This is a genomic window from Pseudomonas sp. GW822-FHT02E03 (genome assembly GCF_058802325.1).
Genome location: NZ_JBXAOA010000004.1, coordinates 97,073 through 121,012 on the forward strand (window position 1 = coordinate 97,073; position 23,940 = coordinate 121,012).

Sequence of the window (23,940 nt, forward strand, 5' to 3'; positions counted from 1 at the left end):
GACGCCCCGGTTGCCCCTTGTCGGTGCGCGTTTTGCACCGTAAAAAACCTGCGCAAACGGTCAAATGTGCGGGAATTTATACATATGCGACATTAAGGTACGTTCGTGCCACTGTTTAAGGTTTGGAGCCATTCAGGATCTTGCATTGGGTATGGCCCCTGCATAAGTATCCGCAGGTCGACTCACGAGGTCGTCCTCTAATTCCAAAAATGACAACAAATCATGAGGCCACCATGCTTAAACACGCGGTCATTCCGTTTTTAGTCGGCGCAAGCTTATTAGCCAGCGCACCTTTCGCCCAAGCGGCGACTAACCTGGTGTTTTGCTCCGAAGGGAGCCCGGCCGGTTTCGATCCTGGTCAGTACACCACCGGAACCGACTTCGACGCCTCTGCAGAAACCATGTTCAACCGCCTGACCCAGTTCGAGCGCGGCGGCACCGCCGTTATTCCTGGCCTGGCGACCAAGTGGGACATTTCCGATGACGGCCTGACTTACACCTTCCACCTGCGCGAAGGCGTCAAGTTCCACACCACCCCGTACTTCAAGCCAACTCGTGAGTTCAACGCCGACGACGTGCTGTTCACCTTTAATCGCATGATTAACAAGGATGATCCGTTCCGTAAGGCGTACCCGACTGAATTCCCGTACTTCACCGACATGGGGATGGATACCAACATCACCAAGATCGATAAAGTCGACGACCACACCGTCAAGTTCACGCTCAAAGAAGTTGATGCCGCGTTCATTCAGAACATGGCCATGAGTTTCGCCTCGGTCCAGTCCGCCGAGTACGCTGCCCAGCTGCTCAAGGAAGGCAAAGCCGCCGACATCAACCAGAAGCCGGTCGGTACTGGCCCGTTCGTGTTCAAGAGCTACCAGAAAGACTCCAACATCCGCTACACCGGGAACAAGGACTACTGGAAGCCTGACGACGTGAAGATCGACAACCTGATCTTCGCCATCACCACCGACCCGTCGGTACGCATCCAGAAGCTGAAAAAGAACGAGTGTCAGATCACCCTGTTCCCTCGTCCGGCCGATCTGAAGGCGTTGAAGGAAGATAAAACCCTGAAGGTGCCTGACCAGGCCGGTTTCAACCTGGGTTACATCGCCTACAACGTGATGGACAAGATCAAGGGCAGCGATCAGCCAAACCCGATGGCTCAGTTGAAAGTGCGTCAGGCACTGGACATGGCCGTCAACAAGCAGCAGATCATCGATTCGGTTTACCAGGGCGCCGGCCAACTGGCCGTCAACGCCATGCCACCCACCCAATGGTCTTATGACACCACCATCAAGGACGCGCCATACAACCCTGAGAAAGCCAAAGAGCTGCTCAAGGAAGCCGGCATCAAGGAAGGCACCGAGATCAACCTGTGGGCGATGCCGGTGCAACGTCCCTATAACCCCAACGCCAAGCTGATGGCCGAAATGCTCCAGTCCGACTGGGCCAAGATCGGTATCAAGGCCAAGATCGTCACCTACGAATGGGGCGAGTACATCAAGCGCTCCAAAGGCGGCGAAAACGGCGCGATGCTGATTGGCTGGAGCGGCGACAACGGTGACCCGGACAACTGGCTGAACGTGCTGTTCGGCTGCGATTCGCTGCAAGGCAACAACTTCTCCAAGTGGTGCGACAAGAAGTTCGACGGCATCGTCAAGGAAGCCAAGCGCACCACCGATCAAGCCAAGCGCACCGAACTGTACAAACAGGCGCAACACGTCCTCAAAGATGCTGTTCCAATGACACCTATCGCTCACTCGACGGTGTTCCAACCCATGCGCGACAACGTGCAGGACTTCAAGATCAGCCCGTTTGGCTTGAACTCCTTCTACGGCGTCAGCGTCAGCAAATAAGAAAAGGCAGCGGCGACGTTTTCAGCGACGCCGCTGCTTTTTTCTGCCGAAAAGATAGGAATTTGCCTACATCCTAATCCGCTGTCTGACGCAGCCAGGGGTTAGGACGCGTTGCCTTTTCCTACGAGTCTTTAGGACTCAGCGCATTTACTGCCAGACCCACGGCACCTACCGTCGGGATCTGACCAGCGATTGCGTGGCTATCGGTTTGCTGCCCGTATTGGTTTGAGCTCAATGCAGCCCCCCCATGACGGGGTCGTGGCGCATTGAATAAACACTACAAAAAGAGGGAGCGTCATGCGCCATACCTTGGTTTTATCCGCATTGCTGGGCACCGGCCTGCTGGCCGTCACTTCCGTTAGCCAGGCCGCCAATAACAGCCTGGTGTTCTGCTCCGAAGGCAGCCCGGCGGGTTTCGACACCGCGCAATACACCACGGCGACCGATAACGACGCCGCCGAGCCGCTGTACAACCGATTGGCAGAGTTTGAAAAAGGCGCCACCAACGTCGTACCGGGCCTGGCAACGAGCTGGGATATTTCCGAGGACGGCCTCAAGTACACTTTTCACCTGCGCGAAGGGGTGAAATTTCATACCACCAAGTACTTCACGCCGACCCGCGATTTCAACGCCGATGACGTGCTTTTTACCTTCAATCGCATGCTCGATCCGCAGCAACCTTTCCGAAAGGCTTATCCAACCGAGTTCCCGTATTTCAACGGGATGAGCCTGAACAAGAACATCGCCAAGGTCGAGAAGACCGGGCCGCTGACCGTGGTGATGACGCTCAACAGTGTCGACGCCGCGTTCATCCAGAACATCGCCATGAGCTTCGCCGCGATCCTGTCCGCCGAGTACGCCGATCAGTTGCTGGCCTCCGGCAAGCCGAGCGACATCAACCAAAAGCCGATCGGCACTGGCCCGTTCGTGTTCAAGAGCTACCAGAAAGATTCCAACATCCGTTACAGCGGCAACAAGCAGTACTGGGATCCGAGCCGGGTCAAGCTCGACAACCTGATTTTCGCCATCAACACCGACGCCTCGGTGCGCGTGCAAAAGCTCAAGGCCAACGAATGCCAGATCACCCTGCACCCACGCCCCGCCGACGTGACCGCGCTGAAAAACGATCCGAAACTGCAATTGATCGAAAAGCCCGGGTTCAACCTTGGTTACATCGCCTATAACGTGCGGCACAAACCCTTCGATCAGCTCGAAGTACGCCAGGCGCTGGACATGGCGGTGAACAAACAAGGCATTCTCAACGCCGTCTATCAAGGCGCCGGTCAACTGGCGCAAAACGCCATGCCACCGACCCAGTGGTCCTACGACGAAACGATTAAAGACGCCGCCTACAACCCGGAAAAGGCCAAGGAATTGCTCAAGGCCGCCGGCGTCAAGGAAGGCACCGAAATCACTCTCTGGGCCATGCCGGTTCAGCGTCCGTACAACCCCAACGCCAAGTTGATGGCCGAAATGCTCCAGGCGGATTGGGCGAAGATCGGCCTCAAGGTCAAGATCGTCAGCTACGAATGGGGCGAGTACATCAAGCGCACCAAGAACGGCGAGCACGACATCAGCCTGATCGGCTGGACCGGTGACAATGGCGATCCGGACAACTGGCTTGGCACGCTGTACAGCTGCGATGCCATTGGCGGCAACAACTACTCCATGTGGTGTGATCCGGCTTACGACAAGCTGATCAAGCAGGCCAAAGTCGTCACAGACCGTGACCAGCGCACGGTGCTCTACAAACAGGCGCAGCAGTACCTCAAGCAGCAGGTGCCCATCACGCCGGTCGCCCACTCGACGGTCAACCAGCCGTTGAGCGCCAAAGTCGAAGGATTCAAGGTGAGTCCTTTCGGTCGTAACGTGTTCTCGGGCGTCAGTATCGACCAATAACCGATTAGCCAGAACGCTGGGGGCGGATTACGCCCTCACGCCAGCGTATTGCCGTAATTCGCCAATCCGGCCTATAGCAAACGTTTGCGATGCCTGCATGAGTTCTAAACCAAATAGCCGGATCACCGAAAAAGACCGGCATTAAAAAAAAAGAAAGTAAGGAGCTTCACCCATGAAACTGAGCAGCACCGCGTTATTGGCCTTGGCCATCAGCAGCGTGACCGCCACGGCGTACGCAGAATCCCAAAGCCAGGCGTTCACGCCGGTTACCGTTAAAGAGAAAAGTGCCCAGAGTGAAGCCACAGGCTTTGTCGAAGGCCAATCGATCACTGGCAGCACGCGTAACTGGTACGCCAATGAGCAACTGAAGCGCGGCGCCACGTTCAGCTACAAGAAAAACGGTGTGTCGACCCCGACTGACCGTCGTATCAACTGGGTTCAGGGCACTATCCTCAAGTACAACTCCGGTTTCACCGAAGGCACCGTAGGTTTCAGCACCGAAGTGGCGGCCTACAACGCTATTGCTCTGGATCGTGATCGCAAGGATCTGGCGTCCAATAATGGTGGCGCACCGGGTACCCGTTCTGGCGCGGGCAACAACCGCACCCTGACCGAGGAAGGTGGCGACGCCGTCGGCCAGTGGAGCAAGCTGGGCCTGGCCAACGTCAAGGCCCGCGTGTCCAACACCACCCTCACTGCCGGCCGCCAGAACTTCAGCAGCCCGATGGTCGATGTCATCGGTAACCGTGCGTTGCCTTCGAGCTTCCAGGGTGTGAGCCTGCACAGCGAAGAGCTGGAAAACCTGAGCTTCGACATCGGCACGTTCGATCGCAACTCGCCACGAACCGAACAAAGCCAGCGCAAGTTCCGCACCGAATACGCCAACGGCATCGTTGAAACCGATCACGTCCACACGGCCGGTATCACTTACACGCCATTTGCCAGCCTGACCACCAGTCTGTGGGGCACCCAGGCTGAAGACCTGTGGAACCAGTACTACTTCGGCGCCACCCATGTGCTGGGCGACAGCTCGATCCTGAGCCTGACCACCGGCCTGAACTACTACAAAACCCAGGAAGAAGGTAAAGCCCTTATCGGCAAGATCGATAACGACACCTACTCCCTGTCGTTCGGCCTGACCCACCAGGCTCACAGCCTGACCTTCTCCTATCAGGAAATTAACGGTAACGAGTACTTCGATTACCTGCACGAAACCAACGGCATCTACCTGGCCAACTCCCTGCTGTCGGACTTCAACGGCCCGAACGAGAAGTCCTTCCAGATTGCCTACGGTCTGAACATGGCTGAATACGGCGTACCTGGCCTGAAGTTCAACATCTATCAGGCTCGCGGCTGGGGCATCGACGGCACTCACTACACCGGTAACGAAGGCGTAGCAGGCAAGGGTTACGACGGTATCCAGTCTCAGGACGGCGAACACCATTACGAATACGGGATCGGTGCTTCGTACGCCATTCAGAGCGGCCCGCTCAAGGCTACCGCCATCCGCGCGACCTACACCGCTCACCGCGCCAGCGAAAACCAGGGGGATGGCAGCATCAACGAGTTCCGTCTCGTGACCACCATCCCGTTCAACATTTTGTAAACCCCATGCCGGCGGCTGACTCATGATGAGTCGGCCGTCTGGTTTTTCTGTTCACCGATTGCAGAGGGCTCTAGATGAAAATGCTTCCCCTACGAGCGGCCATGGCTGCCGCGTTGCTGAGTGTCGCCGTCGGCGCCTCGGCCAAACCCTTGGTGGTCTGTACCGAAGCCAGTCCGGAAGGCTTCGACATGGTCCAGTACACGACTGCAGTCACAGCCGATGCGGTGGCCGAAACCATCTTCAATCGTCTGGCGGACTTCAAGCCCGGCACCACTGAAGTGATCCCGGCACTGGCCGAGTCGTGGGACATCAGCGACGACGGTCTGACCTACACGTTCCACCTGCGCAAAGGCGTCAAGTTTCACACCACCGATTACTTCAAGCCGACCCGCGACATGAATGCCGACGACGTGGTCTGGAGCTTCCAGCGTCAGCTGGACCCGAAACACCCATGGCACAAACTGTCGAGCGTGGGCTTCCCATACTTTGAAAGCATGGGCTTCAAAGAGCTGCTCAAAAGCGTCGAGAAAGTCGACGACAACACGGTCAAATTCACCCTGACCCGCCGTGAAGCGCCGTTCCTGGCCGACATCGCCATGGCCTTCTCCTCGATCTACTCCGCCGAGTACGCCGATCAGTTGCTCAAGGCCAACAAGGCCGGCGACCTGAACAACAAGCCGATCGGCACCGGCCCGTTCGTCTTCCAGCGTTACGCCAAGGATGCTCAGGTTCGCTTCAAGGCCAACCCGGACTACTTCCGTGGCAAGCCACCGGCTGAAGCGCTGGTCCTGGCAATTGCCACCGACAACAACGTGCGCCTGCAAAAGCTCAAGGCCAACGAGTGCCAGATCGCGCTGTATCCAAAACCGGATGACATCCCGAGCATCAAGAAAGACACCAACCTGAAGGTTGATGAGCTGAACGCGATGACCGTGTCCTATGTCGCCATGAACACCGCCCGCCCGTACATCAGCGATGTGCGCGTGCGTAAAGCCATCGACATCGCCTTCGACAAGGCGGCGTACGTCAACGCGCTGTTTGGCAAAGGCAATGCGACCGTGGCGGTCAACCCGTACCCGGACACCCTGCTGGGCTACAACCACACACTGACCAACCCGCCGCGTGATCTGGACAAGGCTCGCGCCTTGCTCAAGGAAGCCGGCGTACCGGAAGGCACCACGTTTACCCTGTTCACCCGTAACGGCGGCGGCCCGACCAACCCGAACCCGATGCTCGGTGCGCAGATGATGCAGGCCGATCTGGCCAAAGTCGGGATCAAGGTCGATATTCGGGTCATGGAATGGGGCGAAATGCTCAAGCGCGCGAAAAACGGCGAGCACGACATGGTGTCCGCCGGCTGGGCTGGCGATAACGGTGACCCGGATAATTTCCTGACGCCGATGCTCAGTTGCGAAGCGGCCAAGAACGGCGAAAACTACGCTCGTTGGTGCAATGAAAAGTTCCAGGCGCTGATCGACGAAGCACGGGCTAAAGTGAACCCGGACGAACGCACGGCGCTCTACGAACAAGCCCAGGCCATTTTCAATCAGGACCAGCCGTGGATCAGCATGGCGCACACCCGTATGTTCACTGCAATGCGCACCAACGTAGAGGGCTATCACATTAGCCCCCTCACCACTAATAACTTCGCCACCACCCAGGTGAAGTAGATAAGAAACGCCCGGCATCGCTGACCCCAGCGCTGCCGGGCACGCCTAACCGGCTGATGAGGTACCACACAAGATGTTTAGTTTTATTGCCCGCCGATTGGGGTTATTGATCCCCACGTTCTTCGGCATCACCTTGCTGACTTTCGCGTTGATTCGCATGATTCCAGGCGACCCCGTGGAAGTAATGATGGGCGAACGTCGGGTCGACCCCGAAATGCATGCTCAGGCAATGGAACGCCTAGGTCTGAACAAACCCCTGTATGCCCAATACCTGGATTACATCGGCAAGTTGGCCCACGGCGATCTCGGCGAATCCTTGCGTACCCGTGAAAGCGTCTGGACCGAGTTCAGCTCTCTATTCCCCGCGACCCTGGAACTGTCCATGGCCGCCCTGTTATTCGCCGGCATCCTGGGCCTTCTGGCCGGGGTGATCGCGGCACTCAAGCGAGGATCCCTGTTCGACCACGGGGTGATGGGCGTCTCCCTGGCGGGATACTCGATGCCGATCTTCTGGTGGGGCCTGATCCTGATCATGTTCTTCTCGGTGAGCCTGGGCTGGACCCCGGTGTCCGGGCGGATCGACCTGCTCTACGACATCGAGCCGCGCACCGGCTTCATGCTGATCGATACGCTGCTGGCCGACGACGTCGGGGCGTTCTTCGATGCCCTGCATCACCTGATCCTGCCGGCCATCGTGCTCGGCACCATCCCGCTGGCGGTGATCGCGCGGATGACCCGTTCGTCGATGCTCGAAGTGCTGCGTGAAGACTACATCCGTACCGCCCGCGCCAAAGGCCTGTCGCCATCGCGCGTGGTGTTCGTTCACGGCCTGCGTAACGCACTGATTCCGGTACTGACCGTGGTCGGCCTGCAAGTCGGCACGCTGCTGGCCGGTGCGGTCCTGACCGAAACCATTTTCTCCTGGCCCGGCATCGGCAAATGGCTGATCGAAGCCATTGGCGCACGGGACTATCCCGTGGTGCAGAACGGCATCCTGTTAATCGCCTGCCTGGTGATCCTGGTCAACTTCGTGGTGGACATCCTCTACGGCTTTGCCAACCCACGCATCCGTCATCAGCGCTGAGATCAAGACCATGACCACTCTCACTACACCGGTAGCAGTCGATCAAAGCCTGCTGTATCCGTCCCCGTATAAAGAATTCTGGCACGCGTTCTCCAGGAACAAAGGCGCCGTCGCTGGCCTGATGTTCATGCTGCTGGTGATTTTCTGCGCGATCTTCGCGCCGTGGGTTGCACCGCATGACCCAAGCGAGCAATACCGCGACTTCCTGCTGACCCCGCCGTCCTGGCTGGAAGGCGGGCAAATCCAGTTCCTGCTCGGCACCGATGAACTGGGTCGCGACCTGCTGTCGCGGCTGATCAACGGTTCGCGCCTGTCCTTGCTGATCGGCTTGTCGTCGGTGGTGATGTCGCTGATTCCGGGCATCCTGTTGGGTCTGTTCGCCGGGTTCTTCCCGCGCGTGCTCGGCCCGACCATCATGCGTCTGATGGACATCATGCTGGCCCTGCCGTCCCTGCTGCTGGCCGTGGCGATTGTCGCCATCCTCGGCCCTGGCCTGATCAACACCATTATTGCCATCGCCGTGGTTTCGTTGCCGTCCTATGTTCGTCTGACCCGCGCCGCGGTGATGGGCGAATTGAACCGCGACTACGTGACCGCCGCGCGCCTGGCCGGTGCCGGCCTGCCACGCCTGATGTTCGTCACCGTGCTGCCCAACTGCATGGCGCCACTGATCGTGCAGGCCACCTTGAGTTTTTCTTCGGCAATTCTCGATGCCGCGGCACTGGGCTTCCTCGGCCTTGGCGTACAACCGCCAACGCCTGAGTGGGGCACCATGCTGGCTTCGGCTCGTGACTACATCGAACGTGCCTGGTGGGTGGTGAGCTTGCCTGGTTTGACCATTTTGCTCAGCGTGCTGGCAATCAACTTGATGGGCGACGGCCTGCGCGATGCGCTGGACCCGAAACTCAAGAACGCCGCCTGAGGAGATTCAAATGTCACTGTTAGAAATCAAGAATCTCAACGTTCGCTTCGGCGACGCCAACGCCGTTCCGGTGGTCGACGGTCTCGACATTACCGTGGACAAGGGCGAAGTGCTGGCCATCGTTGGCGAATCGGGTTCCGGCAAGTCCGTGACCATGATGGCGCTGATGGGCCTGATCGAGCATCCGGGGATCGTCACTGCCGATGCCTTGAATTTCGACGGCAAGAACATGCTCAAGCTCAGCAACCGTCAGCGGCGGCAAATCGTCGGCAAAGACCTGGCCATGGTTTTCCAGGACCCGATGACCGCGCTGAACCCGAGCTACACCGTCGGTTTCCAGATCGAGGAAGTGCTGCGCCTGCACCTGAAAATGTCCCGCAAGGACGCCCGCAAGCGTGCCATCGAACTGCTGGAAAAAGTGGAAATCCCGGGCGCCGCCAGCCGTATGGACGCCTATCCGCATCAACTGTCCGGCGGCATGAGCCAGCGTGTTGCAATCGCCATGGCAATTGCCGGCGAACCGAAACTGCTGATCGCCGACGAACCGACCACCGCGCTGGACGTAACGATTCAAGCGCAGATCATGGACCTGCTGCTGGCCCTGCAAAAAGAGCAGAACATGGGCCTGGTGCTGATCACCCACGACCTCGCGGTCGTGGCCGAAACCGCCCAGCGCGTGTGCGTGATGTACGCCGGCCAAGCGGTTGAAGTCGGTCAGGTGCCACAACTGTTCGACATCCCGGCGCACCCGTACAGCGAAGCGCTGCTCAAGGCCATTCCGGAACACAGCCTGGGCGCCGCGCGCCTGTCGACATTGCCGGGCATCGTTCCCGGTCGTTACGACCGTCCGCAAGGCTGCCTGTTGTCGCCGCGCTGCCCATACGTGCAGGACAACTGCCGCACTCAGCGTCCGGCCCTTGACCCGAAAAGCAACAGCCTCGCCCGCTGCTTCTACCCGCTGAATCAGGAGGTGGCGTAATGGCCGTCGTACTTACCGCCCGCAACCTGACCCGTCACTACGAAGTGTCCCGAGGCCTGTTCAAGGGTCATGCGACCGTGCGCGCCCTCAACGGTGTGTCGTTCGAACTGGAAGCCGGCAAGACCCTCGCCGTTGTGGGCGAATCGGGTTGTGGCAAATCCACCTTGGCCCGGGCCCTGACGCTGATCGAAGAACCGTCCTCCGGTTCCTTGAAAATCGCCGGGCAGGAAGTCGCTGGTGCCGACAAGGCTCAGCGCAAGCAGCTGCGCAAAGATGTGCAGATGGTGTTCCAGAGCCCGTACGCGTCGCTGAACCCACGACAGAAAGTCGGTGATCAGCTCGCCGAACCGCTGCTGATCAACACCAACCTGAGCGCCTCGGAACGTCGCGAGAAAGTCCAGGCGATGATGAAACAGGTGGGCTTGCGGCCTGAGCATTACCAGCGCTACCCGCACATGTTCTCCGGCGGTCAGCGCCAGCGGATTGCCCTGGCCCGCGCGATGATGCTGCAACCCAAAGTGCTGGTGGCGGACGAACCGACCTCGGCGCTGGACGTATCGATTCAGGCGCAGGTACTGAACCTGTTCATGGATTTACAGCAAGAGTTCAACACCGCTTACGTGTTCATCTCCCACAACCTGGCGGTGGTGCGCCACGTCGCCGATCACGTGATGGTGATGTACCTCGGCCGTCCGGTGGAAATGGGCCCGAAAGAGGACATCTACACTCGCCCTCTGCACCCCTACACCCAGGCGCTGTTGTCGGCCACTCCGACCATCCACCCGGACCCGACCAAGCCGAAAATCAAGATCGTCGGCGAACTGCCAAACCCGCTGAACCCGCCGTCCGGCTGCGCCTTCCACAAGCGCTGCCCGTATGCCACCGACCGCTGCACCACAGAAGAACCGCTCCTGCGCCTGGTCGACACCCGTCAGGTGGCTTGTCACTACGCCGAGCAATTTCTCGACGGCGCGGTGTAAAAACCGTGGGAGCGGGCTTGCTCGCGAAGGCGTCGTGTCAGTCACCATCACCGTTGACTGACAGATTGCTTTCGCGAGCAAGCCCGCTCCCATAGGGACTGAGTTGACCAGACCCCTTCCGCCAAACTGCGCATCAGTCCGGCAGGAGGGGTTTTCTTTGGTCCGTCATTTACGTTTGCGTGTCTTCCTCTTCCTCATCTTCATCGGCGTCTGGATCATCATCGCCTGATTCGGTCGCAGCGATCATCTGCTCGCTGTGCACGCCTTGCCCGTTCAAGGCCTGTTTTTCATGGTCCTCACACTCTGCCCACGCCACCGCCGACGTGCCGAGGGACAGCATCACCAAAACCTTAAGCAACAACACAATTCGTTGATAAATACTCATAGTCGATTCCATCCTTTGTGGGGTGACGCATGGATGCCTGAAAGGTACTGAATGAAATTTAGTTCCGATTGACCGGGTTCTCCAGACAGCACGCTACCGGGTAGCAGAAAATGCCGTTGGCGGGGAGATTGGTTTGGAATAGGGGTTATATCCAAACCCACTAACAACAATGATCCAATGTGGGAGCGGGCTTGCTCGCGAAAGCGTCGGGTCAGTCGACATCAATGTTGAATGAAGGGCCGCTTTCGCGAGCAAGTTGGATCGCCGCACCGCCGCTTCCACAGTTGACCGAGGCGGCACAAAAAAGCCCCGAGGCTTACGCATCGGGGCTTTGGTGTTACGGCTCAGCGCTTAATGATGCTCACGCGTCGCACGGAATTTCACATCCGGCCAGCGCTCTTCCATCAGCGCCAGGTTAACCCGCGTCGGAGCCAGGTAGGTCAGGTGACCACCACCATCGACCGCAAGGTTTTCCACAGCCTTGACCCGGAATTCCTCGAACTTCTTCTTATCGTCGCAATCAATCCAGCGCGCGGAATAAACAGTGATCGGCTCGTACGAGCACTCGACCTTGTATTCCTCTTTCAAACGGCTGGCGACCACGTCGAACTGCAGCACACCGACGGCACCCAGGATGATGTCGTTGCTGCGCTCGGGGAAGAACACCTGAGTGGCGCCTTCTTCGGCCAGTTGCTGCAAGCCCTGACGCAGTTGCTTGGATTTCAGCGGATCACGCAGACGCACGCGGCGGAACAGTTCCGGGGCGAAGTGCGGGATGCCGGTGAAGCCCAGGACTTCGCCTTCGGTGAAGGTGTCGCCGATCTGGATGGTGCCGTGGTTGTGCAAACCGATGATGTCGCCGGCAAACGCTTCTTCCAGCTGCTCACGCTCGGAGGAGAAGAACGTCAGCGCGTCGCCGATCCGCACGTCTTTGCCGGTGCGCACGTGGCGCATTTTCATGCCTTTTTCGTATTTGCCGGAGCAGATCCGCATGAAGGCGATACGGTCACGGTGTTTTGGGTCCATGTTCGCCTGGATCTTGAACACGAAGCCGGCGAATTTCTCTTCAACCGGTTCCACGGTGCGTTCGTTGGCGACACGGGCCAGCGGTTTCGGTGCCCAGTTGACCACGGCGTCGAGCACGTGATCGACACCGAAGTTGCCCAATGCAGTACCGAAGAATACCGGCGTCAGTTGGCCGTCGAGGAATTCCTGTTGATTGAATTCGTGGCAGGCGCCCTGCACCAGTTCCAGCTGATCGACGAAGCGGTCGTACTCGTCGCCCAAGTGCGCGCGGGCTTCATCGGAGTCGAGTTTCTCGATGATTTTCACATCGGTGCGCTCGTGGCCGTGGCCAGCGGTGTAAACGATGATGTAGTCGTCGGCGAGGTGGTAGACGCCCTTGAAGTCGCGGTAGCAGCCGATCGGCCAGGTGATCGGCGCCGCCTTGATCTTCAGGACCGCTTCGATTTCGTCGAGCAGTTCAATCGGGTCGCGAATGTCACGGTCGAGTTTGTTGATGAAGCTGACGATCGGCGTATCACGCAGACGGCAGACGTCCATCAGGGCGATGGTGCGTGGCTCTACACCCTTACCGCCGTCGAGGACCATCAATGCCGAGTCCACCGCTGTCAGGGTGCGGTAGGTGTCTTCGGAGAAGTCTTCGTGGCCCGGGGTGTCGAGCAGGTTGATCATGTGATCGCGATACGGGAACTGCATGACCGACGTGGTAATCGAGATACCACGCTGCTTTTCCATTTCCATCCAGTCGGAGGTGGCATGGCGGTCGGATTTTCGAGATTTCACCGTGCCCGCAATCGCAATCGCCTTGCCCATCAGCAAGAGCTTCTCGGTGATGGTGGTTTTACCGGCATCGGGGTGGGAAATAATGGCGAAAGTGCGGCGTTTCGCGACTTCGGCGGCCTGTTTGGTCATGGGAAATCGCCTGGCAGGTGATTCAAAAAAGGGCGGCGAGTATAGCGCAAACCGAGCCTGACGGACCACCGTTCGCCCTGTAGCAGCTGCCGAGCCCGCGAGGCTGCGTTCGGCGGCGAAGCCGTCGTAAAACCAGACGCTGCGGTGTATCAGGCAGACCGAGCGTGCCGACTCTACGACGGCTTCGTCCGAACGCGGCCCGCACCGAACGCAGCCTCGCAGGCTCGGCAGCTGCTACACGGGCCAAACAAGATGCGTGGTAGCTAACTGCTGCTAATTATGGAACCTTTTAAAAGGTGAAGACGTCCACTCCCCTGTTACGGCACTCGTACCAGGGGCTGAAAAATCAGCAAGTTGGCCTGACGAGGCTGCGCTTATGGCTCGATTTCATGCGGTTTTATCAGCATGAAGAGCTGCTTCTCGCGAACGTTGTTTTCCCGGCAGCCAGGAATGGCATTGCCACACGGGACTGCGTTCGCCGACTGAAAAAAGGAGTCCGCCTGTGGCTATTCGCTATGGCAAAGGGCTGATAGGAGGTGCGGTTGTCGTCGCACTTCTGGCCCTGCTGGTCCACTGGATTGGCATCAACACGATCGAACAGTACCGCGACGATTTGTTGTTTTACCTGCAAGCTCATCTGATTCTCGTCCTCGTTTCCATGCTGGCCGCCCTTGTAGTGGGCATACCCGCCGGTATCTTCCTCAGCCGCCCGACCATGGTTGGCCGCGCCGAACGCTTCATGCAGATCTTCAACATCGGCAACACCGTGCCGCCTCTCGCCGTACTGGCCATCGCCCTGGGTATCCTCGGCATCGGCAGCGGCCCTGCGATCTTCGCCTTGTTCCTCGCCTCACTGTTGCCGATTGTGCGCAACACCTATGAAGGCCTGAAAAACGTCCAGGGTTCGCTGAAGGAAGCGGCCGTCGGCATCGGCATGACACCGACTCAGGTGCTATGGCGGGTCGAACTGCCGAACGCCGTGCCGATCATCATCGGTGGTGTGCGCGTAGCGCTGGCGATCAACGTCGGTACGGCACCGCTGGCGTTCCTGATTGGCGCCAACAGCCTGGGCAGCCTGATTTTCCCCGGCATCGCCCTGAACAATCAGCCGCAACTGCTGCTCGGCGCGGCCTGCACCGCCCTGCTGGCCTTGCTGCTCGACGGACTGGTGACACTCGCCAGCCGCCTCTGGCTCGAACGCGGCTTGCGCCCGTCTTAAGCCTCGGCAAAGGAATCAACATGAAGAAAGTAAGCTTAATACTAGGCTGCGCCCTGCTGTTCGCAGGATTTGCCCAAGCCGCTGAAAAACCCGTGATCCGCATCGGCGCCCGGGTGTTCACCGAACAAACCCTGCTGGCGGAAATCACTTCCCAATACCTGCGTGCCAAGGGTTACGACACCCAGGTGACCGGCGGTCTGGGCAGCAACCTGGCCCGCAGCGCCCACGAAAGTGGTCAGCTGGATTTGATGTGGGAATACACCGGCGTGTCGCTGGTGGCTTACAACCACGTCACAGACAAGCTCGACAGCGCTCATTCCTACGCCCGGGTGAAAGAACTCGACGCGAAAAAAGGCCTGGTCTGGCTCACCCCGTCGAAGTTCAGCAACACCTACGCCCTGGCACTGCCGGAAAACACCGCAAAAGCGTATCCGCAGATCAACACCATCAGCGAGCTGAACACAGTGCTGCAGGCTGAGGCGAAGACCCATCACCTCGTCGCCCTGGACACCGAGTTCGCCAATCGTTCCGACGGTCTGGACGGCTTGGTCGACCTCTACGGCATGAACCTTACCCGCAAAAACATCCGGCAGATGGATGCTGGTTTGGTCTACACCGCCCTGCGCAATGGTCAGGTGTTTGCCGGTCTGGTCTACACCACCGACGGTCGCTTGAACGCCTTCAAGCTCAAGTTGCTGGAAGACGACAAGCATTACTTCCCGGACTACACCGCCGCGCCGGTGGTGCGTCAGGTTTACCTCGACGCCCACCCGAAGCTCGCCGAAGAGCTCAAGCCGCTGGCCGAACTGTTCGACGACGCCACCATGCGTCAGCTCAATGCACGGGTCGATGTCGATCACGAAAGTCCTTCATCCGTTGCTGCAGATTTCCTGCGCCAGCACCCCATCCACTGAGGAGGAAAAGCCATGGAATTCTTGAACGCCTTTTCCCATCTCGATTGGCCGCAGGTTTTGCACCTGACCTGGCAGCACATCACTCTGGTCGGCATCGCCGTGACCCTGGCGATTGTGGTCGGCGTGCCGTTGGGCATCCTGATGACCCGCTTCCCGACACTGGCCGGCCCGTTGCAAGCCAGCGCTACGGTGTTGCTGACCGTGCCATCGATTGCGCTGTTCGGCCTGCTGCTGCCGTTCTATTCGAAATTCGGCCAAGGCCTCGGCCCGATGCCGGCGATCACCGCCGTGTTTCTGTACTCCCTGCTGCCGATCATGCGTAACACCTATTTGGCGCTGACCGGCGTCGAACCCGGCATTCGCGAAGCAGCGCGCGGTATTGGCATGACCTTCGGCCAGCGCCTGCGCATGGTCGAATTGCCGATTGCCGTGCCGGTGATCCTCGCCGGCGTGCGCACCGCCGTGGTGATGAACATCGGTGTGATGACCATCGCCGCGACCATCGGCGCCGGTGGCCTGGGTGTACTCATTCTCGCTTCCATCAGCCGCAGCGACATGTCGATGCTGATCGTCGGCGCCGTGCTGGTCAGTCTCCTGGCCATCTTCGCCGACCTGCTTCTGCAATGGCTGCAACGCACGCTGACTCCAAAAGGACTCCTGAAATGATCGAACTTCAAAACCTCAGCAAGACCTTCCAAAGCAACGGCAAAGATGTGAAAGCCGTGGACTCGGTAAGCCTGACCGTCAATGAAGGCGAAATCTGTGTGTTCCTCGGGCCATCGGGCTGCGGCAAAAGCACCACGCTGAAGATGATCAACCGCCTGATCAAGCCAACCTCGGGCAAGATCCTGATCAACGGCGAAGACACCACCGACCTCGACGAAGTGACCCTGCGTCGTAACATCGGTTATGTGATCCAGCAGATCGGTCTGTTCCCGAACATGACCATCGAGGAAAACATCACCATCGTTCCGCGCTTGCTCGGCTGGGACAAACAGAAATGCCACGACCGCGCCCGCGAGTTGATGAGCATGATCAAGCTCGAACCCAAGCAGTACCTGAATCGTTACCCGCGTGAGTTGTCCGGTGGCCAGCAGCAGCGGATCGGCGTGATTCGCGCGCTGGCGGCAGATGCGCCGCTGTTGTTGATGGACGAACCGTTCGGCGCGGTCGACCCGATCAACCGCGAGATGATTCAGAACGAGTTCTTCGAGATGCAACGGGCACTGAACAAGACCGTGATCATGGTCAGCCACGACATTGACGAAGCGATCAAGCTCGGCGACAAGATCGCGATTTTCCGCGCGGGCAAACTGCTGCAAATCGATCACCCGGATACGCTGCTCGCGCACCCGGCGGACGACTTTGTCAGCAACTTCGTCGGCCAGGACAGCACCCTTAAGCGTCTGTTGCTGGTGAAAGCCGAAGACGCGGCGGACAACGCGCCTTCGGTGAGCCCGGAAACGCCAGTGGCCGAAGCGCTGGAATTGATGGACGAACTGGACCGTCGCTACGTGGTGGTGACCTGTGCCGAGAACAAGGCCTTGGGCTACGTGCGCCGTCGCGACCTGCACCGTCAGACCGGCACTTGCGCGCAATACCTGCGTGAGTTCAACGCCACCGCGGCGTACGACGAGCATTTACGTATCCTGCTGTCGCGCATGTACGAGTTCAACCGCTCGTGGCTGCCGGTGATGGATGCCGAGCGGGTGTTCCTGGGGGAAGTGACTCAGGAATCGATTGCCGAGTACTTGAGCTCCGGCAAGTCTCGTGGGGGCAAGACCAGTATTGTTTCGCCTGCCGAGGCCGCAGTGGCCTGACCGACGCCATCGCGGGCAAGCCCGCTCCCACAGGATGCTTGGTGTACACAGAATTTGCGTACGACAGAAATCACTGTGGGAGCGGGCTTGCCCGCGATTGGGGGCAACACAAATCTCTTCTGAACCACCTCAAATATCCCTCTTACGGGAACATCACACTGTCATGCAGGTCGGTTACATCAGTAGCTGTCCGGGACCGCACGACGGAAGCGTGCAAAAACGCGACATTTTTTGTTGATCTCGAGCTCCTCACGCCCTAAAGTTCGCGCCGAACGTCCATGCTGGAAACGATCCATCCGGCTCAAGTACTGACGACGAGACAGCAAGGCCAAGGGAAAGCACCGCCTCCCATGGCCTTTTTGCTTTCGGCGACATGCCTTGGGAAGTAGGCGAACCAAAGTGGGGATACGGAGGGCGTTCATTTGCACCCATTGATAATTTCAGTTTGCCAGTAGGAGTTCCCAGCATGTCGATCAACGTCGAAGACTATTTCGCGCGCGATACCTTCCAGAAAATGAAGGCGTTCGCCGACAAACAAGAAACCCCGTTCGTGGTGATCGACACCGCGATGATCAGCCAGGCCTACGACGACCTGCGCGCCGGTTTCGAATTCGCCAAGGTCTACTACGCAGTCAAGGCCAACCCGGCCGTTGAAATCATCGACCTGCTCAAAGAAAAAGGCTCGAACTTCGACATCGCCTCGATCTACGAGCTCGACAAAGTGATGAACCAGGGCGTCGGCCCGGATCGCATCAGCTACGGCAACACCATCAAGAAATCCAAAGACATTCGCTACTTCTACGAGAAGGGCGTGCGTCTGTACGCCACCGACTCCGAAGCTGACCTGCGCAACATCGCCAAGGCAGCTCCAGGCTCGAAAGTCTACGTGCGCATCCTGACTGAAGGCTCGACCACCGCTGACTGGCCACTGTCGCGCAAATTCGGCTGCCAGACCGACATGGCCATGGACCTGCTGATCCTCGCTCGCGACCTGGGCCTGGTGCCGTACGGCATCTCGTTCCACGTCGGCTCGCAGCAGCGCGACATCAGCGTCTGGGACGCGGCGATCGCCAAGGTCAAAGTGATCTTCGAACGCCTGAAAGAAGAAGACGGTATCCACCTGAAGCTGATCAACATGGGCGGCGGCTTCCCGGCCAACTACATCACCCGCACCAACAGCCTGGAAACCTACGCTGAAGAAATCATCCGCTTCCTCAAGGAAGACTTCGGCGACGAGCTGCCGGAAATCATCCTGGAGCCGGGCCGTTCGCTGATCGCCAACGCCGGCATTCTGGTCAGTGAAGTAGTGCTGGTGGCGCGTAAATCCCGTACCGCCGTCGAGCGTTGGGTGTACACGGATGTGGGCAAATTCTCTGGCCTGATCGAAACCATGGACGAAGCCATCAAGTTCCCGATCTGGACCGAGAAGAAAGGCGAGATGGAAGAAGTGGTCATCGCCGGTCCAACCTGCGACAGCGCCGACATCATGTACGAAAACTACAAGTACGGCTTGCCGTTGAACCTGGCGATCGGTGATCGTTTGTACTGGTTGTCGACCGGTGCTTACACCACCAGCTACAGCGCGGTTGAGTTCAATGGCTTCCCGCCGCTGAAGTCGTTTTACGTGTAAGTGCTGCACCCGTAAAGCCAAAAGCCCATGACGAGTCATGGGCTTTTTTTTTTACTTTTGTTGTTTCGACATTTGAATCAGCTGTTCAGACATCGACTTCACTTCCAGAATTGAATGGTCGACCAGACTCAACGAGTACTTGGCACGTGACACAGTTTGCGCAGGATGACTGGTTGCAAGCTCCCTCCCGGCTTCATCCAGGATATACGTCAGCCGATAACAGAAGTCGCTCAGATTGTTGACCGCCCCTCCCGTTCCCCGATAAAGACCGACCAAGCGTGCGAAATGATCCCTTGCCATCTCCAGCCGCTGTTGCTCTGAATAGTGCTCATCAGGATCGTACTGCATGTTTGGAAGGCCGATCCGGCCCAGGCCGTAATAGACTTCGATCTTGGTGTTCACGCCGTGGCATACGCATATCGGTAGACTGAGTGACTCAATGAACCGAACAAAAATGCCGTGAACCGTTTCACCGACGTTGCGTATCGTCGATTTGAACTGGGCCACGGTTTGCTTGCAACGTTCAAGACGGGACCAAAGTTCACGCATCACATCGATCAGATCGGCAGGGGGCGCTCCACCCCATTCAGACGACTTGACCACGCTGAACTGCCCAGGGTCTACGGCCGAGAGTGGTAACTTCCGCTTGGCACTGTCCTCGGCCATCTGACGAAACTCTTGACTGAAACTGTCGATATCCATGGCGACCCGAGCCGTGAGTTCGCCCAACTGAGGCATAGTACAAAGGATCAGCTGCCAGTTGGCCGCGTTAGCTCGTGCCGACCGTATCAATGCCTGAGCATTGGGTGGCTGCAACATGGAATGTCCCGACCGCTTGAAGGCGTCGGAAAAGTTTTCTATTTTCGCCAGAACATCCGGTAGATCATTTAACAGATCAACGTACTGCTTCAGTGAAACAAAGTTCTTTTCTGCCAGTAGATAATCAAGCATTTGTATTCCCTCATCATGGCAAACCATCAATAGCCACCGATCGTATCGTCAGGCTAACCGTGTTAACCGGTGTGTGACATGGAACCTCGATTAACACGGTTCGATGGAATGTTCAGCCCAACTTAGCGGTTAGGGACTGAAACAGGATTAAGGAATGCAATGAACAATTTCGTTTGTTCTTTGAACGCAGTGCTGCGAAGGTCGTCATCGGTAAAGGAATCCTTGTCGGTAGCGGCCAAGTACTGCTCAAAAGCGCTAATCGCCGGGCTGTAGTTCTTTACGTAAACCTTGCGTTGTTCTTCAATCGAGTGAATGGCTTGCAGGTATTTGATCTTTTCGGCGGAGGCACTGACGACACCGTCTTGAAGATCGATTTCCTTGTCAAGGGTCGCGATTTTTTCTTGCAGCTGGTCGCTTTCGCGAACCATGTCCAGAAAACGAATGCCCTTGCCGATATCACCAATGGTTTTCTTGAGTTGCTCAATCGCAAACATCACCAAGGCGACTTGTGGCGGAGCCAGCCCCAGAGCTACTACCTTATCGATGGTCAGCCCAATATCCTTACCCAGCTGTTCAATACCGTTCTTTTCCAGAATGTCGATCGCATCGATCACACCCTTGCGCTCTTCCTTGAGGGCCACCCATTCTCCCTTCAGGACGACGACTTCCGCTTTTGCTTGCGCTTCATCACGTTCAAAATCGGTGATGTAACCCAGCGTCAAACGCGGGTCGAACGCATCACTGATTTCGTTCAGACACTTGCGAACCTGAGTGCCTTGCAAACCAATCGTGTCTGCAACCAGGTTCAATAGCAGTTGGCGTTCAGCTTTGATCGCTTCGATTTCCTGGGCGTCGTTTTCCTCTTCAAGCATTTTCTCGAACGAGCCCAGACGTCGCAGATTGACTTGTAGCGCATTAATGCTTTCAAGGGCCGCAGCCTGCAGTCCCATGGCACCCTGACCGACGCCGTGGACCAGTCGATTGAAGCGATCAAACAGATCAGGCAAATAATTCAGCTTTACCCTCCATACCTCCGCTTGCGTGCGATGCTCGCTCATTTGTGCATGGCTAACCCTCAATGTAGCCAGGTCGAGTGCCGGGTAGGTGTCCTGGAGCGATACGGTAAACGCCATCGCACGAGATGTTTTGCCGTAGTTGCGCTCGTATTCTTCGTCCGCCGCTTTGAAAACCTCAATCAGCTTGTCCGAATCCGATTTGATCTGCTCCCAAGGACCCACCACTTCTTCAAACTCAGTCATGAAAATCCTGAGACTCAATGCATCGTTGATACGGCCTACCGCGCCCGTAGAGTTCTTGATGCACAGATGCAGAACGCTCCAGACATGCATCAGGTTCTGGGTGGCTACATCGGCGTCGACCGCTACAACTATCAGACTTTGCAGATCATGCTTGACCCGCGCCAGCGATCCCAGTGTCTGATTTTTGTTGGTGAGGATTTGAATATCCTTTTCCTGCTGCTCGTATAGCTCATTGCGCCGGGCACGAATGTTTTCCGCTTCCACCCCCATGTAAATGGCCATCGCGAGCCCGACGATATTCATCCCGGCCGCGGCCTTCAATGCTTCTTGAACGGCGGCTTTGTACTCGGTGTTTTTGATATCGATTTCTTTTGCACGCTCATCGATCACCGCTTTTAGCTGTTTGATTTCTTCAGCCAAAGAGTTGTTTTCAATCAGACCCACCCTCAGTTTTATACCTGGTAAAACGTGCTCGCGAAGATCATAGCCAAACAGATCAAGGTCTTTCTTGATACCTTCTACCGTTTTTAGATTGCCATCGATCTTTTCAAAGATACGCCTCAGGTAATAATCGAGTGTACTGATCGTGTCTTCTTCCAGTTCAATACCTGGAAATTTGTCACCCAGTTCAAGCTCAAGTTGCTTCAACTGCTCCAGCGTCTTGATGTTGTGTTTCTCCAAAAGTCCGGAGGCTTTTACTTCGCTGTAGACCTCTTTCATCGAAACGCCATAGGTCAATATGCTGCCGGCAAAGTCCTTGAGGCCACGCCCCGTCATCATGATCCGCTCACGCAGGGGCGACCAGCGTCTGGCATGATTTCGGGTATTCAAGAAAGTGGTCAGAAAGTCCTGGGGATTTAGCCCTGGACCACCGTTCTGACCTGCACCAAAGCGCAGATAGTCCGTGACATCATCCAAGGTATAGGGCAATGCCAAACCTGCTGCTTCATATTTGCGCAGATCAATTATTTGTTTTTTAGTCAGCAACAACCCCGAGTCACGGGTGGCCCCATCAAGCGCTCCGACAGAACCGACAGTAAACAGCTTTGGTGCTTCAACGGCAAACCTTACTACTTCTTCTGGCGTTGCATTTTCTAACGCATCCGCCCACAAAAAACCATTAGACATAATTATTCCATTAATTAGTAAACAATAAATAACAAAAGAAAACCAAGACCAGAAACAGCCTTAATCTCGAACAAAGACTATTTTAAAAAATAAAAAACTCAAAGGCATAACTTGAATCTAAATGTATTCACCAATCAAAAACAGCTAACAACACTGCAAACTGTAAATACTTAACAGCACAAGTAGCAAAGACAAGACTATGCAACAGGAACATTCAAAGAGTTGCTTAACAACTGCGACCTTTGTTGATATTCCCCGGCCAACGCCTGAACACGCGGGTCTATCGCACTCATCAATGTCTGGGTCGCAACTTTCAGAAACGCAAGATTTCCGCCAAGCATCGCGCGGCGATACCATACCAGCCCCTCCGCCATCCTTGTCTGGTCAACCAGAATACTGGCGTAACTGAACTGGCCACGAAAATCCCCGGCTTCAGCGGAACGGCGATACCAGTCGCGCGCGGCTATCAAATCGACCGAACAGATTGAACCTTCCTCCAGATACCGCCCCAACAGGTTCATCGATTTGGCATGACCGAGTTCGGCGGCGCAGCGATACAGGTTCAGTGCTTGCGTCTGATCCTCGATTACCCCGCGCCCAATGGCCAGCAGATTGGCGTAGTTGTACATCGCCCAATCCAGCCCCGCTTCCGCTGCGATCCGGTAATGCCGCGCAGCCACCGAAGCATCGGCAGCGCAGCCCCAACCATGCTCATGGCATCGCCCCAGCATGTTGCGCGCCATCAAATGCCCTTGTCGGGCAGCAATGTCGAACCAGCGCACGGCCAGCGGCTGATCCTGCTCAATCCCTCGCCCGTCCAAAAGGATCTGCCCGAGCAACGCCTGAGCATCGAGCACACCTTCACGCGCGGCGATCAGAATCGCCTGAGCTGCCCGCGCCGGGCTTTCTTCGAGCATCGATTTGAGGCGGTCGCCGTCGACGATTTCCTCGCGGCGTAACTGAAAGTCCGCCACTTACACCTCGACCCAGCGACGCAACAGGTTGTGGTAGGTGCCGGTCAGGCGGATCAATGAAGGATGGTCGGGCATGTCCTGGGTCAACTGTTGAATCGCCCCGTCCATCTCGAACAGCAAGGCGCGCTGGCTGTCTTCACGTACCAGGCTTTGCGTCCAGAAAAACGAGGCGTAACGGGTGCCGCGAGTGACGGCGTTAACCTTGTGCAGGCTGGTGCCGGGATACAGGACCATGTCGCCTGCCGGCAATTTCACGCGCTGAGTACCGAAGGTGTCCTGGATTTCCAGTTCGCCGCCGTCGTACTCCTCCGGTTCACTGAAAAACAGCGTCGCCGACAGGTCGGTGCGCACCCGCTCGATGCTGCCCTTGGGCTGACGCACAGCGTTGTCGATGTGGAAGTCGAAACTGCCACCGGCCGTGTAGCAGTTCAGTAACGGCGGGAAGACCTTGTGCGGTAATGCCGCCGACATGAACTGCGGATTTTTCCACAACCGTTCAAGCATCGCCGCACCGATTTCCTTGGCCAACGGATGCCCTTCCGGCAGTTGCAGATTGTGCTTGGCCTTGGCCGACTGGTAACCGGCGGTGATTTTGCCATCGGCCCAATCCGCCTGCGTCAGGGCTTCGCGAATGCGCTGCACTTCTTCTTTCGCGAACACGCCGGGAATGTGCAGCAACATGGAAAGACACCTGAAGGCAAAGGGGCGCCAATGGTATTGATTCTT

Annotated in this window: 19 protein-coding genes; 13 read left to right on the forward strand and 6 right to left on the reverse strand. The window is 57.3% G+C overall.

Annotation, left to right across the window (positions count from 1 at the left end):
* Positions 1-233 precede the first annotated feature (233 nt).
* The 8 genes from AC1RQB_RS04710 (at position 234) to AC1RQB_RS04745 (ending at position 10,999) form a co-directional block, all read left to right on the forward strand.
* Positions 234-1,859, forward strand: a complete 1,626-nt coding sequence (locus AC1RQB_RS04710) for an ABC transporter substrate-binding protein (protein ID WP_008067278.1) — start codon at positions 234-236, stop codon at positions 1,857-1,859.
* Between the two features lie 297 nt (positions 1,860-2,156).
* Positions 2,157-3,758 (forward strand): ABC transporter substrate-binding protein, encoded by a 1,602-nt coding sequence (locus tag AC1RQB_RS04715; RefSeq protein ID WP_063341561.1) that lies wholly within the window; start codon positions 2,157-2,159, stop codon positions 3,756-3,758.
* A gap of 172 nt (positions 3,759-3,930) precedes the next feature.
* Positions 3,931-5,364: an OprD family porin gene (locus AC1RQB_RS04720; RefSeq protein WP_063341562.1), complete on the forward strand. Its 1,434-nt coding sequence runs from the start codon at positions 3,931-3,933 to the stop codon at positions 5,362-5,364.
* A 74-nt stretch (positions 5,365-5,438) separates the two neighbouring features.
* The gene (locus AC1RQB_RS04725) at positions 5,439-7,034 is read left to right on the forward strand and encodes an ABC transporter substrate-binding protein (RefSeq protein WP_063341563.1); all 1,596 of its coding nucleotides are present in this window, start codon (positions 5,439-5,441) and stop codon (positions 7,032-7,034) included.
* 73 nt (positions 7,035-7,107) lie between these two features.
* Complete coding sequence (locus AC1RQB_RS04730) at positions 7,108-8,118, forward strand: ABC transporter permease subunit (RefSeq protein WP_063341564.1); 1,011 nt, start codon at positions 7,108-7,110, stop codon at positions 8,116-8,118.
* A 10-nt stretch (positions 8,119-8,128) separates the two neighbouring features.
* Positions 8,129-9,040, forward strand: coding sequence for an ABC transporter permease subunit (locus tag AC1RQB_RS04735; protein WP_008067271.1), 912 nt, complete (start codon positions 8,129-8,131; stop codon positions 9,038-9,040).
* Between the two features lie 10 nt (positions 9,041-9,050).
* Positions 9,051-10,019, forward strand: a complete 969-nt coding sequence (locus tag AC1RQB_RS04740) for an ABC transporter ATP-binding protein (RefSeq protein ID WP_008067269.1) — start codon at positions 9,051-9,053, stop codon at positions 10,017-10,019.
* Positions 10,019-10,999 carry a peptide ABC transporter ATP-binding protein gene (locus AC1RQB_RS04745; protein WP_063341565.1) on the forward strand — a complete coding sequence of 327 codons (981 nt, stop codon included), beginning with the start codon at positions 10,019-10,021 and terminating at the stop codon, positions 10,997-10,999. The genes AC1RQB_RS04740 and AC1RQB_RS04745 overlap by 1 nt, the downstream gene beginning before the upstream one ends.
* Positions 11,000-11,168: 169 nt before the next feature.
* Here the strand turns inward: AC1RQB_RS04745 and AC1RQB_RS04750 are convergent, their stop codons facing one another.
* Both AC1RQB_RS04750 and AC1RQB_RS04755 read right to left on the reverse strand, forming a co-directional pair.
* Entirely contained in the window at positions 11,169-11,384 is a 216-nt protein-coding gene (locus AC1RQB_RS04750; RefSeq protein WP_063341566.1) for a hypothetical protein, read from the reverse strand.
* Positions 11,385-11,735: 351 nt separating this feature from the next.
* Complete coding sequence (locus AC1RQB_RS04755; RefSeq protein ID WP_007900384.1) at positions 11,736-13,319, reverse strand: peptide chain release factor 3; 1,584 nt, start codon at positions 13,317-13,319, stop codon at positions 11,736-11,738.
* Positions 13,320-13,821: 502 nt separating this feature from the next.
* Here AC1RQB_RS04755 and AC1RQB_RS04760 point away from each other — a divergent pair.
* The 5 genes from AC1RQB_RS04760 (at position 13,822) to AC1RQB_RS04780 (ending at position 18,902) form a co-directional block, all read left to right on the forward strand.
* Positions 13,822-14,538, forward strand: a complete 717-nt coding sequence (locus AC1RQB_RS04760; protein WP_007900385.1) for an ABC transporter permease — start codon at positions 13,822-13,824, stop codon at positions 14,536-14,538.
* A gap of 20 nt (positions 14,539-14,558) precedes the next feature.
* On the forward strand, positions 14,559-15,452 hold the full coding sequence (locus AC1RQB_RS04765; protein ID WP_063341567.1) for a glycine betaine ABC transporter substrate-binding protein: 894 nt from the start codon (positions 14,559-14,561) through the stop codon (positions 15,450-15,452).
* Between the two features lie 12 nt (positions 15,453-15,464).
* The gene (locus AC1RQB_RS04770) at positions 15,465-16,118 is read left to right on the forward strand and encodes an ABC transporter permease (RefSeq protein WP_063341568.1); all 654 of its coding nucleotides are present in this window, start codon (positions 15,465-15,467) and stop codon (positions 16,116-16,118) included.
* The gene (locus AC1RQB_RS04775; RefSeq protein WP_063341569.1) at positions 16,115-17,272 is read left to right on the forward strand and encodes an osmoprotectant ABC transporter ATP-binding protein OsmV; all 1,158 of its coding nucleotides are present in this window, start codon (positions 16,115-16,117) and stop codon (positions 17,270-17,272) included. Before AC1RQB_RS04770 ends, AC1RQB_RS04775 begins: the two co-directional genes overlap by 4 nt.
* Before the next feature lie 466 nt (positions 17,273-17,738).
* Positions 17,739-18,902, forward strand: coding sequence for a type III PLP-dependent enzyme (locus tag AC1RQB_RS04780; protein WP_052965627.1), 1,164 nt, complete (start codon positions 17,739-17,741; stop codon positions 18,900-18,902).
* 51 nt (positions 18,903-18,953) lie between these two features.
* Here the strand turns inward: AC1RQB_RS04780 and AC1RQB_RS04785 are convergent, their stop codons facing one another.
* From AC1RQB_RS04785 to AC1RQB_RS04800, 4 genes are all read right to left on the reverse strand, one after another.
* Entirely contained in the window at positions 18,954-19,853 is a 900-nt protein-coding gene (locus AC1RQB_RS04785; protein WP_063341570.1) for a hypothetical protein, read from the reverse strand.
* 122 nt (positions 19,854-19,975) lie between these two features.
* On the reverse strand, positions 19,976-22,240 hold the full coding sequence (locus tag AC1RQB_RS04790) for an alpha-xenorhabdolysin family binary toxin subunit A (protein WP_063341571.1): 2,265 nt from the start codon (positions 22,238-22,240) through the stop codon (positions 19,976-19,978).
* A 197-nt stretch (positions 22,241-22,437) separates the two neighbouring features.
* Complete coding sequence (locus tag AC1RQB_RS04795) at positions 22,438-23,214, reverse strand: tetratricopeptide repeat protein (RefSeq protein ID WP_241824461.1); 777 nt, start codon at positions 23,212-23,214, stop codon at positions 22,438-22,440.
* The gene (locus tag AC1RQB_RS04800; RefSeq protein WP_008067249.1) at positions 23,215-23,895 is read right to left on the reverse strand and encodes a Fe2+-dependent dioxygenase; all 681 of its coding nucleotides are present in this window, start codon (positions 23,893-23,895) and stop codon (positions 23,215-23,217) included.
* Positions 23,896-23,940: the final 45 nt, after the last annotated feature.

Coding starts and splice junctions, on each gene's coding strand:
- AC1RQB_RS04785 (WP_063341570.1), bottom strand. CDS start 19,853: ATGCTTGATTATCTACTGGCAGAAAAGAACTTTGTTTCACTGAAGCAG.
- AC1RQB_RS04800 (WP_008067249.1), bottom strand. CDS start 23,895: ATGTTGCTGCACATTCCCGGCGTGTTCGCGAAAGAAGAAGTGCAGCGC.
- AC1RQB_RS04775 (WP_063341569.1), top strand. CDS start 16,115: ATGATCGAACTTCAAAACCTCAGCAAGACCTTCCAAAGCAACGGCAAA.
- AC1RQB_RS04740 (WP_008067269.1), top strand. CDS start 9,051: ATGTCACTGTTAGAAATCAAGAATCTCAACGTTCGCTTCGGCGACGCC.
- AC1RQB_RS04770 (WP_063341568.1), top strand. CDS start 15,465: ATGGAATTCTTGAACGCCTTTTCCCATCTCGATTGGCCGCAGGTTTTG.
- AC1RQB_RS04745 (WP_063341565.1), top strand. CDS start 10,019: ATGGCCGTCGTACTTACCGCCCGCAACCTGACCCGTCACTACGAAGTG.
- AC1RQB_RS04715 (WP_063341561.1), top strand. CDS start 2,157: ATGCGCCATACCTTGGTTTTATCCGCATTGCTGGGCACCGGCCTGCTG.
- AC1RQB_RS04755 (WP_007900384.1), bottom strand. CDS start 13,319: ATGACCAAACAGGCCGCCGAAGTCGCGAAACGCCGCACTTTCGCCATT.
- AC1RQB_RS04765 (WP_063341567.1), top strand. CDS start 14,559: ATGAAGAAAGTAAGCTTAATACTAGGCTGCGCCCTGCTGTTCGCAGGA.
- AC1RQB_RS04730 (WP_063341564.1), top strand. CDS start 7,108: ATGTTTAGTTTTATTGCCCGCCGATTGGGGTTATTGATCCCCACGTTC.
- AC1RQB_RS04780 (WP_052965627.1), top strand. CDS start 17,739: ATGTCGATCAACGTCGAAGACTATTTCGCGCGCGATACCTTCCAGAAA.
- AC1RQB_RS04720 (WP_063341562.1), top strand. CDS start 3,931: ATGAAACTGAGCAGCACCGCGTTATTGGCCTTGGCCATCAGCAGCGTG.
- AC1RQB_RS04725 (WP_063341563.1), top strand. CDS start 5,439: ATGAAAATGCTTCCCCTACGAGCGGCCATGGCTGCCGCGTTGCTGAGT.
- AC1RQB_RS04790 (WP_063341571.1), bottom strand. CDS start 22,240: ATGTCTAATGGTTTTTTGTGGGCGGATGCGTTAGAAAATGCAACGCCA.
- AC1RQB_RS04735 (WP_008067271.1), top strand. CDS start 8,129: ATGACCACTCTCACTACACCGGTAGCAGTCGATCAAAGCCTGCTGTAT.
- AC1RQB_RS04710 (WP_008067278.1), top strand. CDS start 234: ATGCTTAAACACGCGGTCATTCCGTTTTTAGTCGGCGCAAGCTTATTA.
- AC1RQB_RS04750 (WP_063341566.1), bottom strand. CDS start 11,384: ATGAGTATTTATCAACGAATTGTGTTGTTGCTTAAGGTTTTGGTGATG.